The organism is Streptomyces sp. (genome assembly GCF_031178505.1).
GTDB classification, from domain to species: Bacteria; Actinomycetota; Actinomycetes; order Streptomycetales; family Streptomycetaceae; genus Streptomyces; species Streptomyces gulbargensis.
The window spans coordinates 1-10536 of the sequence record NZ_JAPSIW010000180.1; the positions used below are offsets into that span (position 1 = coordinate 1).

At 73.8% G+C, this 10536-nt stretch carries 10 protein-coding genes; 8 read left to right on the forward strand and 2 right to left on the reverse strand.

Annotated elements, in window-relative coordinates:
- The coding region (locus RIF68_RS14755; RefSeq protein ID WP_309051692.1) for a WhiB family transcriptional regulator at positions 1 to 211 on the forward strand (211 nt) is incomplete at its 5' end.
- A gap of 277 nt (positions 212 to 488) precedes the next feature.
- On the opposite strand, the gene RIF68_RS14760 is transcribed toward RIF68_RS14755, so the two are convergent.
- Positions 489 to 1382 carry a LysR family transcriptional regulator gene (locus RIF68_RS14760; RefSeq protein WP_309051693.1) on the reverse strand — a complete coding sequence of 298 codons (894 nt, stop codon included), beginning with the start codon at positions 1380 to 1382 and terminating at the stop codon, positions 489 to 491.
- Positions 1383 to 1472: 90 nt separating this feature from the next.
- Between RIF68_RS14760 and RIF68_RS14765 the strand changes: the two genes are divergently transcribed.
- Entirely contained in the window at positions 1473 to 2189 is a 717-nt protein-coding gene (locus RIF68_RS14765) for an MOSC domain-containing protein (protein WP_309051694.1), read from the forward strand.
- 27 nt (positions 2190 to 2216) lie between these two features.
- Positions 2217 to 2990 carry an SDR family oxidoreductase gene (locus tag RIF68_RS14770; protein ID WP_309051695.1) on the forward strand — a complete coding sequence of 258 codons (774 nt, stop codon included), beginning with the start codon at positions 2217 to 2219 and terminating at the stop codon, positions 2988 to 2990.
- An 87-nt stretch (positions 2991 to 3077) separates the two neighbouring features.
- Here the strand turns inward: RIF68_RS14770 and RIF68_RS14775 are convergent, their stop codons facing one another.
- Positions 3078 to 4979, reverse strand: a complete 1902-nt coding sequence (locus tag RIF68_RS14775) for a DUF2264 domain-containing protein (protein ID WP_309051696.1) — start codon at positions 4977 to 4979, stop codon at positions 3078 to 3080.
- 170 nt (positions 4980 to 5149) lie between these two features.
- Here RIF68_RS14775 and RIF68_RS14780 point away from each other — a divergent pair, with 170 nt between their 5' ends.
- The 5 genes from RIF68_RS14780 (at position 5150) to RIF68_RS14800 (ending at position 10458) form a co-directional block, all read left to right on the forward strand.
- The gene (locus tag RIF68_RS14780; RefSeq protein ID WP_309051697.1) at positions 5150 to 6250 is read left to right on the forward strand and encodes a substrate-binding domain-containing protein; all 1101 of its coding nucleotides are present in this window, start codon (positions 5150 to 5152) and stop codon (positions 6248 to 6250) included.
- A gap of 108 nt (positions 6251 to 6358) precedes the next feature.
- Positions 6359 to 7672 (forward strand): sugar ABC transporter substrate-binding protein, encoded by a 1314-nt coding sequence (locus RIF68_RS14785; RefSeq protein ID WP_309051698.1) that lies wholly within the window; start codon positions 6359 to 6361, stop codon positions 7670 to 7672.
- Positions 7673 to 7676: 4 nt separating this feature from the next.
- The gene (locus RIF68_RS14790) at positions 7677 to 8570 is read left to right on the forward strand and encodes a sugar ABC transporter permease (protein WP_309051699.1); all 894 of its coding nucleotides are present in this window, start codon (positions 7677 to 7679) and stop codon (positions 8568 to 8570) included.
- Positions 8567 to 9421: a carbohydrate ABC transporter permease gene (locus RIF68_RS14795; RefSeq protein ID WP_309051700.1), complete on the forward strand. Its 855-nt coding sequence runs from the start codon at positions 8567 to 8569 to the stop codon at positions 9419 to 9421. Before RIF68_RS14790 ends, RIF68_RS14795 begins: the two co-directional genes overlap by 4 nt.
- A gap of 17 nt (positions 9422 to 9438) precedes the next feature.
- Positions 9439 to 10458 carry a hydroxyacid dehydrogenase gene (locus tag RIF68_RS14800; protein WP_309051701.1) on the forward strand — a complete coding sequence of 340 codons (1020 nt, stop codon included), beginning with the start codon at positions 9439 to 9441 and terminating at the stop codon, positions 10456 to 10458.
- The last annotated feature ends 78 nt before the right edge of the window (positions 10459 to 10536 follow it).

Below are 10536 nucleotides of genomic sequence, written 5' to 3' on the forward strand. Positions count from 1 at the left end.
CGCGGAGTGCGCGGCCCACGCACTCGCCGTGCGGGAGCCCTACGGCGTGTGGGGCGGCCTCACCGAGGACGAGCGCGAGGAGCTCATGGGACGCGCGCGCAACCGCCTGATGACGGCGGGCTCCGCGACCACGGCGTCCGCGCCCGCGTCGGCCATGGGCCGACCGACCGCCGGGCACACCGGCCACACCGGCCACACCGGCCACAACTGAAGGAACGTTTCAGCAGAGGAACCGGTCCCGTCAGGGACCGCAACCGGTCGGCCCGGGCAGGGCCGGACCGGAACGTGCCGTACAGGACCGCAGCGCACCGGGGCCCGCACAGGGCCCGGACGCCGCGCCGGGAACGCCTCGGCGACGCGCGGGAACCACCGTGCCCCGCGCCGTCCCCGCGTCCCTGCGCCCGGCCCGTACACCCGTGAGCTTGTCCAGGTAGGCCGCGACCGCCGGACCCGTACACCTGCCGAGACGCGCCCGCGCCCGTCCGCGCCTACGCGCGCGATGCGGCGCGGGTGAGCCGTTCCAGGGTGGCCGCGACCGCCGGGACCTGGGCGAGGTCGGGCAGGGTCAGCGCCACGATCTCCCGCTCCACGGCCGGCTCGACCGTGACGGTCCGCGCGCCCTTGGGCCGTACGGACTCGATGGCGAGCTCCGGGAGGACCGCGACGCCCAGACCCGCGCCGACCAGGCCGACCACGGCCGGGTAGTCGTCGGTGGCGAAGTCGATCCGGGGGGTGAAGCCGGCGCGCTCGCAGACGTCCACGAGCTGGCGGCGGCAGCGCGGGCAGCCCGCGATCCACGACTCCTCGGCCAGTTCACCGATGCCCACCGCGCCCGCGCCGGCGAGCCGGTGCCCTTCGGGGACCAGGCCCACGAGCCGGTCGGTGAGGAGCGGGCGGACCACGAGGTCGTCCCATTCGGAGGGCCCGGGGCCGTAACGGAAGGCGAGGGCCACGTCGCAGTCGCCCTCGCGCAGCATCTCGACGGAGCGGGGCGGCTCGGCCTCGACCAGCGAGACGCGCGTGCCGGGGTGGTCCGCGCGGAGGGCGGCGAGCGCGGTGGGGACGAGCGTGGAGCTGCCGCTGGGGAAGGAGACGAGGCGGACGCGGCCGGCGCGGAGGCCGGCGATGGCGGCGACCTCCTCCTCTGCGGCGGTCAGCCCCGCGAGGATGCCGGAGGCGTGGCGGACGAGGACCTCACCGGCCTGGGTGAGACGCATCTCCCGGCCGGTGCGGACCAGTAGCGGCGTACCCGCCGAGGCCTCCAGGGCCTTCATCTGCTGGCTGACGGCCGGCTGGGTGCACCCCAGTTCACGTGCCGCGGCGGAGAAGGAGCCGGTCGCGGCGACGGCGCGCAGGACGCGGAGGTGACGGGCCTCGATCATGCTTCAAGCATAAGTGACGCTTGGGATGATCTCTCATTCTTCACGAGAATCTTTGAGAAGGATCGGGGCCGAGCCGCTTAGGGTGCTGTCATGTTCTTGCTGAGTGTGAACGCGGGCCGGGCGAAGACCGTCGACTACACCGACGCCCCTTCGGGGAGGACGGGCATCGACAAGCGGCCCGTGGAAGGGCCCGTACGGATCGAGTCGCCGGACCGGGACGGGGCGGGCGCGAGCGGGGTCGCCGGGGACGACGTCTGCGACCTGAGGTTCCACGGCGGCGCCGACCGTGCGGTGTACGCCTTCGCCCGTGAGGATTTGGACCGGTGGGAGCGGGAGCTCGGCCGCGAGCTGGACAACGGCTCCTTCGGCGAGAACCTCACGCTGAGGGGCGTCGACGTGAACGGCGCCCTGGTCGGGGAGCGCTGGCGGATCGGTGACCAGGTGGTCCTGGAGGTCACCGGCGGCCGCATCCCGTGCCGTACCTTCGCCGGCTTCCTCCAGGAGAAGGGCTGGGTGAAGCGGTTCACGCAGTCGGACGCGGGGCCCGGCGCGCTGCTGCGGGTGATCGAGCCGGGCGAGATCCGGGCCGGGGACCCCGTGACGGTGGTGCACCGGCCCGGACACGAGGTGACGGTCGCGTTCCTGCACCGGGCCGTGACCACCGAGCGGAGCCTGCTGCCCGCCACCCTGGCCGCCGCCCCGTGGATGGAGTCCGGACTCCTCGGTGTGGCCCGGCAGTACGCGGAGAAGTACGCGTCCGAGGAGGCCGGGGCCGCCGGGGAGGGGACCGAGGGCGAGGGCGCCTGACGGCGGGCCGGGCACTACGGTTCCGTCATGACGACTGCACTGATTACGGGCGCCACCGCGGGCATCGGGGCCGCCTTCGCACGGAGACTGGCGGCGGACGGCCACGACGTCGTGCTCGTGGCCCGGGACGTGAAGCGGCTGCGCGAGCAGGCGACCGAGCTGCACGACCGGCACGGCGTGGAGGCCGAGGTCCTGGCGGCGGACCTGTCGGAGGAGGAGGGGATCGCGGCCGTCGAGGCCCGGCTCTCCGACCGCAGGCAGCCGGTCGACCTGCTCGTGAACAACGCGGGCTTCGGCAACAAGGGCCGCTTCCTCGAAGTGTCCATGGCCGACGAGCTGAAGATGCTGCGGGTCCACTGCGAGGCGGTGCTGCGCCTCACCTCGGCCGCCTCGGCCTCGATGAAGGAGCGCCGCAGGGGCGGGGTGGTGAACGTGGCCTCGGTCGCCGCCTTCGTGCCGCGCGGCACCTACGGGGCGTCCAAGGCGTGGGTCGTGCAGTTCACCCAGGGCGCGGCCCGGGACCTCGCGGGGAGCGGGGTGCGGCTGATGGCGCTCTGCCCCGGCTTCGTGCGGACGGAGTTCCACCAGCGGGCCGGGATGGGGACGGACAGCATCCCGGGCTGGATGTGGCTGGACGCCGACCGTCTGGTGGCGGCGGCGCTCACGGACCTGGAGCGCGGGAAGACGCTCTCGATCCCCGACCCGCGCTACAAGGCCCTCATGGGTGTGGTGAAGCTGGCACCGCGCGGTCTGCTGGGCGGGGTCTCCTCCCGGGCGGGACGCAAGTACGGGCCGAAGTAGAGCGGTACGTACGCGGGGTGGGGCCGGCCCCGTGCCGGTCCGCGCCGGTGCCGTGGTCACCGGCCGGGCTGCCCGCCCGGGTGGCGCTCACCCGGTGCGCGGGCCCTCGTGGCCTTCGACGCAGGGGGCGGCGGACGGCGCGGGACCCGGGGCCCCGGTGGCACCACGGGCCTCCGTCGCGCCGGGGGTGCCCAGGTCCAGTCGGTCGGTGGTGCCGTCGGGCCAGGTCACGTGCAGCATGGGGCCGGTGACCCGGACGCGCGCGAGGTCCGTGACGGGGGCCGGGTCGGGGATGCCGGTGAGCGAGGCGAGGGCGACGAAGAGGCTCGCGGGGCCGCTCGTCGTGCCGTGCAGGGCGAGGGTGTGGCTGCCGGGGCCCTGAAGGGTTTCCCCGGTGGGGAGTTCGGTGGCCGTGCTTCCGGCGGGGAAGCCGTGGACGGGGTGGAGCTGGGCGCGGGGGCCGCCGGGGGTGGTGGCCCAGCCGGTCTGCCGTACGGGTGTCCCTTCCGGGGCGCCGAGGACGAGGTGGGCGCGGACCTCGGCGCGGCCGTGAGCGAGGGTCGCGGAGCGGACGGTCACGCCCGGCAGCGGGGTGTGCGAGGAGGCGGCCCAGCGGGGGCCGGTACCGGCGGGGGTGGCGGGGCCGCGGGTGGTCGGCCTCCCGTCCGCGAGCAGCGCGAAGTGGTTGTCCGCGGGGGCGGGCGCGGCGGTGGGTCCCGTACGGGTGGAGTAGGCGTGGCGGGCGTAGCCGGGGTCGTCCTCGCCGCCCGGGACGGCGTGGACGTGGTTGCTGCCGTGGTTGTGGAGGCGTACGAGACCGTCGGCGGCGGTGGTCTGGACGAGGAGCCCGGCGGGGGCGAGAGGGCGGACCGTGTCGGCCCGTTCGGCGGGCAGGGGTTCCTCGGGGTCGGTCCAGGCGGGATGGTCCGGCGGGAGCAGCAGTCCGAGGAAACCCTTGGCCGCCCAGTAGGGGGAGCCGGGACCGGAGTAGTCCTGGGCCAGCGGCGGGTGTGGGCCGTGCCAGCCGAGCGTGAGCAGGCCGCGCGCGTCGGTGGCGCCGCGTTCGTGGAAGTACCGCAGGGCTCCGGAGGCGAGCCGGCGGGTGGCACCGGGGCTGAGCGGGGTGTGTCCGGTGAGGGTGCCGAGCCAGGGTGCGGCGGCCGCGGCGAAGCGGTAGGTCAGGGAACGCCCGTACGGGAGGGGGGCTCCGCAGGCGTCGAAGAGGTGGACGTAGGCGTCGAGATGGGTGCGCAGCCGGGGCCCGTACCGGTCGAGAAGGGCACGGTCGCCGGCGAGGTGCGCGTGGAGGACCGGGTAGAAGTGCAGGGCCCAGGCGTTGTAGTGGTCGAAGGCGCGGTTGTCGCCGTCGCTGTACCAGCCGTCCCCGCGCCACCAGTCCTCGATGCGGGCCAGGGAGCGGTCGGCGGTGGCGGCGGCGCGGCCGGTGGCGATGCCGGTGTCCTGGAGGAAGCCGGCGACGGTGAGGCCGAACAGCCACCAGTTGTTGTCGACGGGGGACGGGCCGAGGGCGGGGAGCAGCCAGTCGGCGGTGCGGTGGCGGGTGGCGTCGTCGAGCCGGTCCCAGAGCCAGGGGCGGGTGAGGCGCAGGGCGAGGGCGACGGAGGCGGATTCCACGACGGCCTGGCGGGTGCCGGCCAGCAGCGGCCACGAGTCGGGACCGTCCGTGCCGGGTGCGGCGGTTCCGGCGGCGAGGCCTTCGGCGTACCGGTCGAGGTGGCCGTGGGGGTCGTGCCCCCCGGAGCCGGCGACACGGAGCGCGGCGAGGAGGAACGTGCGGGCGTAGCCCTCCAGGCCGTCGGAGCGGGCGCCGGAGCGGCTGGGGCGCGGGCCCGGCAGACCGATGAGGGCCTTGTGGGGCGAGGCGTACGGCCGGACGGCGAGCAGCAGCCGGTCGGCGGCCGTCTCCCAGTGGGCACGGGTCCATCCGGTGTACGGGCTGAGCTCACGGTTCTCGGGCGGGCTGGGCATGCTGCTCCCTGAGGCTCGGCTCCCCTTGGGGTGACGTCCGCGTCGCCCGGCATCCTGGAGACCCTCCGATCGAACGTCAAGGGAACTGGAGCGAATGATCGAAATTCCCGCCGTTCGATCATCGTGCTCTACAGTCGGGGAACCACCACCACCGCGAGGGGGAACCGCACGTGCGCGAGAGTGCCGCCGAACGACACGACCGACTGCTGGCCCTGGTGCGCGAACGCGGCACCGCCCGCGTCTCCGACCTGGCCGCCCTGCTCGGCGTCTCCCCCGTCACCGCCCGCCGGGACGTCGAGGCGCTGGCCGCGAAGGGCCTGCTCGACCGGGTGCACGGCCAGGTCTCCTGGCCCCGCGCCGCACCGGGCGCGGCGCCCGGCGCGGATGACGGCCCGCGCGGCGAGGGCCTGGTCCTGGGCCTGCTCGCACCCTCCGCCACGTACTACTTCGCCGAGGTGATCCGGGGCGCGCACGAGGCGGCGGCGCGGGCCGGCGCCCGGCTGGTGCTGCGCGTCTCGGACTACCGGCCGGAGGAGGACCGGGCGCGCACCGAGGGCCTGCTCGCGGCGGGCGCCGAGGGTGTCCTCGTGGCGCCGGGCTGGCGCGGCCCCGAGGACCGGCTCGCCTACGGGGACTGGTTGGCGGAACTGCCCGTACCGGCGGTGCTCCTGGAGCGGCGGGCCGAGCCGGGGAGCCCGCTCGACGGCCTGGACCGGGTGGCCTCGGACCACGCGCACGGGGTGCTGCTGGCGCTGCGGCACCTGCTCGGGCTCGGCCACGCCACGCCCCTGCTGGTGGCCCGCCGCGACTCGCCCACCGCCCTGGCGGTGCGGGCCGGGTACGCGGAGGCGCTCGGCACGCTGGGCCTGGCAAAGCCGCGGCCGGTCATCGACTCCGCACCCGCGCAGGCGGATCCGGAGGGCTTCGAGCGGGCGGTGCGGGCGCTGCACGAGGCGGTCGGTTCGGGCCTGGCGAGCGCGGCGCTCGTGCACAACGACGTGGACGCCATCGAGATCGCCCGGCGGCTCGGGGAGCTGGGGGTGCGGGTGCCCCGGGACCTGGCCCTGATCGCGTACGACGACGAGGTCGCGGCCCTCGCGGACACCCCGCTCACGGCGGTCGCCCCGCCCAAGCGGCAGGTCGGCCGGCACGCGGCGCAGCTGCTGGTGGAGCGGCTCACCGAGGCCCCGGGCGAGGACGCGGCGCGCCGCCACCTGAGCCTGCTGCCGACGCTGCGCGTGCGGGATTCGTGCGGGAGCGCCGGAGCCTGATCGTTCTGATCTTTTTTCGATCAATCAATCTTTCGCTCTTGACTTCGTTCAGGAACGGTCACAGGATCACGGCCAACCCCGTCCACGCCGCCGATCAGGAGCCGTGCCGTGAGCCTCAGCTGGAGCAGAACGACCCGCCTCGCCGCAGGCACCGCCGCCGCCCTGGCCGTCCTCACGGCCTGCGGCGGCGGTGCGGACACCGCGGACCGACCGAACGGGCCCGTGACCCTGACCTTCTGGGGATGGGCCAAGGGCACCCGGGAGGCGGTGGCCGCCTTCAACGCCTCCCACACCGACATCCAGGTGAGGTTCGAGGAGATCCCCTCCGGCACCGCCGGCGGTTACGCCAAGATCTCCAACGCCGTGAAGGCGGGCAACGCCCCCGACCTCGTCTCCATCGAGTACCCCTCGCTCCCCGAGTTCGTGAGCTCCGGCGCCCTGCAGGACATCGGCGACGAGTTCACCGAGGCCGACCGCGCCAAGCTGCTCCCCCAGGCCGTCGAACTGACCACCCTCGGCGGCAGGACCTGGGCCGTCCCCTTCGACGCCGCCCCGCAGGCGTTCTACTACCGCAAGGACCTCTTCGAGCGGTACAAGATCCCCGTCCCCACCACCTGGGACGCGTTCCGGAAGGCCGCCGAACAGGTCAGGAAGGCCGACCCCGAGGCCCGGATCGCCACCTTCTTCCCCGACGACCCGACCACGTTCGAGGCCATGGCCTGGCAGGCCGGCGCCCAGTGGTTCAAGGCCGAGAACGACACCTGGAAGATCGACACCACGGATCCGGCGACCACCAAGGTCACCGCCTACTGGCAGGGCCTCGTCGACGACGGCCTCGTCCACAAGAACGCCTCCTTCAGCCCTGAGTGGACCGGCTCCCTCAAGAACGGCACCACCTTCGGCTACCTCGGCGCGTCCTGGGGCGCGGGCGTCCTCAAGGGCACCCTGCCCGAGCAGAGCGGCAAGTGGGCCGTCGCCCCCCTGCCCAGCTGGGACGGCAGGCCCGCCAGCGGCATGCTCGGCGGCTCCACCTTCGCCGTGACCAAGGACAGCAAGCGGAAGGCGGCCGCGGTGGCCTTCGCCGAGTGGATGTCCACCACCGAGGAGGGCGTCACGGCCCGCATCTCCTCCGGCACCTCCAGCGCCTTCCCCGCCGCCACCGCCCTGCGTCCGGTCGCCAGGAAGGCCTTCGACGCCGGCTTCTTCGGCGGCCAGGACATCTACGCCCTCTTCGAGGCCTCCGGCGCCTCCATCAACCCGCACTGGGCGTGGGGTCCCACCACCGGCACCACCAACACCGCCGTCAAGGACGTCTTCGGCCGCATCGCCCCCGGCGGCCCGACCCTCGCCGACGCCGTCAAGGCCGGCCACGACGCCACCGTCGCCGAACTCACCCGGCGCGGCCTGAAGGTCGAGGGCTGACCGGATGAAGGCCCGCACCCGCGCCGCCGCGATCCTGCTCGCCCCCTTCTTCCTCCTGTTCACCGCGGTGATGGTGCTGCCGATCGGCTACGCGGTCTGGCTCAGCCTCTTCACCGAGAAGCAGTCCGGGCTGGGCTTCGGCGGCGCCGAGACCGTCTTCACCGGTCTCGGCAACTACCGCGCGGCGCTGGGTGACCCGGCCTTCCGCGAGGGCTTCCTCGTCCTCATCGGCTACTGCCTGCTCCACATCCCCCTGCTCCTCACCGGGGCCCTGGCGCTCGCGCTCCTCCTGGACTCGGCGCTCGCCCGCGCCCGCCGCTTCTTCCAGCTCGCCCTCTTCCTGCCGCACGCCGTGCCCGGCATCATCGCGGCCCTCATCTGGGTCTACCTCTACACGCCCCAGCTCAGCCCGGTGGTGAAGGCGATGGAGGCCGGCGGGATCGGCTTCGACTTCTTCTCCCCCGAAGGAGCCCTGCCCTCCGTCGTCAACATCGCCCTGTGGGAGTGGCTCGGCTACAACATGGTCATCTTCTACGCGGCCCTGCAGGCCATCGACCGGTCCGTCATCGAGGCGGCCACCGTCGACGGGGCCGGCTCCTGGCGCGTCGCCCTCTCCATCAAGGTCCCGCTCATCAAGGCCTCGCTCGCGATGGTCGGCCTCTTCACGGTCATCGGCTCCCTCCAGCTGTTCACCGAGCCGCTGATCCTCAACAAGGGCACCGGCTCCGCCGTCACCTCCACCTGGACGCCGAACATGTACGCCTACACCGCGGCCTTCGACCGCAACGACTACGGACTCGCCGCGGCGGCCTCCGTGCTCCTCGCCCTGACGGCGGCGCTGCTCTCCTTCGCCGTGACGCGGCTGACCGGGCGCCGGAAGGGAGGCCGGACGGCATGAGCGGCCCCCGTACCCCCTCCGTCTGGCTGTCGCGGGCGGCCGTCAACGGCGCCCTCCTCCTGGCCGTCGTCTACACGCTCTTCCCCCTGGTGTGGCTGGTGACCGCCGCCACCAAGGACGCCGGCGGGCTCCTCGCCGGGAACGCCTTCTCCTTCGAGGGCTTCGACCTCGGCGGCAACCTCTCCCGCCTCGCCGCCCACCACGACGGCATCTACTTCCACTGGTACGCCAACAGCCTGCTCTACGCGGGCGTCGGCGCCCTCGCCTGCGCGCTCATCAGCGTCGCCGCGGGATACGCCTTCCACGTCCACGACTTCCGCGGCAAGGAGAAGCTGTTCGGGCTCGTCCTCATGGGCGTGCTCGTGCCCACCACCGCGCTCGCCCTGCCGATGTACCTGCTCGCCAGCGAGGTCGGCATCGTCAACACCTACGCGGCGGTGCTCCTCCCCGTCCTCGTCAACCCGTTCGGTGTCTACCTCTCCCGGGTCTTCTGCGCCGGTTACATCCCCGACGAGGCCCTGGAGGCCGCCCGTATCGACGGCGCAGGCGAACTGCGCGCCTTCTGGTCCATCGGTCTGCGCATGGTCATGCCCGGCTTCGTGACGGTCTTCCTCTTCCAGTTCACCGCCATCTGGAACAACTTCTTCCTCCCCCTGGTGATGCTCTCGGACCAGGAGCTCTTCCCGCTGAGCCTCGGCCTGTACGCGTGGAACAGCAACGCCCACGCCGAACCCGGCCACTACCCCCTCGTCGTCACCGGATCCCTGCTCGCCGTGGTCCCCCTCGTCATCGCCTTCGTCTCCCTCCAGCGCCACTGGAAGGCGGGTCTGACCGCCGGCAGCGTCAAGTGAGGAGCCCAGGTCCCAGGATGCACCCGACCACCGACAACCGCCCCGCCCTGCTGCTCGCGATGGGCCCGGGCGTCGACGCCCGCCTGTTCACCGAGGACCACCGCGCCCGCCTCGCGGCCCTGGCCCGCACCGATCCGCACCTCGTCGCCCACGACCTGACCGCCCCCGACCCGCGCGCCGCCGCCGCCCTCGCCGAGGCGGAACTCCTCCTCACCTGCTGGGGCGCAACGCCACTCACCGCCGAGGTACTCGCCCGCGCACCGCGCCTGCGGGCCGTCGTGCACGCGGCCGGGTCCGTCAAGCACCACGTCACCGACGCCTGCTGGGACCGGGGCCTGCGCGTCACCTCGGCCGCCGCCGCCAACGCGCTGCCGGTCGCCGAGTACACCCTCGCCGCGATCCTCTTCGCCGGGAAGCGGGTCCTGCGCTCCGCCCGCCGGTACGCCGAACTCCGCGCCGACCACGCCTGGCCGGCCGAGTCCGCCGACTGGGGCAACCACCGCCGCACGGTCGGCATCGTCGGCGCCTCCCGCATCGGCCGCCGGGTCATCGAGCTGCTGCGCCCCTTCGACTTCGAGATCCTGCTCCACGACCCGTACGTGACGGCCCCTCCGCCCGGGGTGGAGCTCACCGGCCTGGACGAACTCTGCGCCCGCAGCAGCGTCGTCTCGGTCCACGCGCCCCAACTGCCGTCCACGTACCGGATGATCGGCCCCGCGCAGCTCGCCGCGATGCGCGACGGCACCACCCTGATCAACACCTCGCGCGGCTCCCTCATCGACGAACCGGCGCTCCTCCCCCACCTCGTCGCGGGCCGCCTCGACGCGGTCCTCGACGTCACCGACCCGGAGCCGCCACCCCCCGGCTCCCCGCTCTACACCCTCCCGAACGTCCTCCTCACCCCCCATGTGGCGGGCTCGCTGGGCAACGAACTGCACCGGATGGCCGACCAGGCCCTGGAAGAGGTGGCGCGCTACGGCAGGGGCGAACCGTTCGCGGAGGAGGTACGGGCCGCGGACCTGGGGCACTCGGCGTAGGACGCGTCGCCGGGGCCCTCCGGACCTAGACTGGAGAAGACCCCCACCCCCGGTCGGGAGGCGTCATGACATTCGGCC

Coding starts and splice junctions, on each gene's coding strand:
- RIF68_RS14760 (WP_309051693.1), bottom strand. CDS start 1,382: ATGATCGAGGCCCGTCACCTCCGCGTCCTGCGCGCCGTCGCCGCGACC.
- RIF68_RS14765 (WP_309051694.1), top strand. CDS start 1,473: ATGTTCTTGCTGAGTGTGAACGCGGGCCGGGCGAAGACCGTCGACTAC.
- RIF68_RS14770 (WP_309051695.1), top strand. CDS start 2,217: ATGACGACTGCACTGATTACGGGCGCCACCGCGGGCATCGGGGCCGCC.
- RIF68_RS14775 (WP_309051696.1), bottom strand. CDS start 4,979: ATGCCCAGCCCGCCCGAGAACCGTGAGCTCAGCCCGTACACCGGATGG.
- RIF68_RS14790 (WP_309051699.1), top strand. CDS start 7,677: ATGAAGGCCCGCACCCGCGCCGCCGCGATCCTGCTCGCCCCCTTCTTC.
- RIF68_RS14795 (WP_309051700.1), top strand. CDS start 8,567: ATGAGCGGCCCCCGTACCCCCTCCGTCTGGCTGTCGCGGGCGGCCGTC.
- RIF68_RS14800 (WP_309051701.1), top strand. CDS start 9,439: ATGCACCCGACCACCGACAACCGCCCCGCCCTGCTGCTCGCGATGGGC.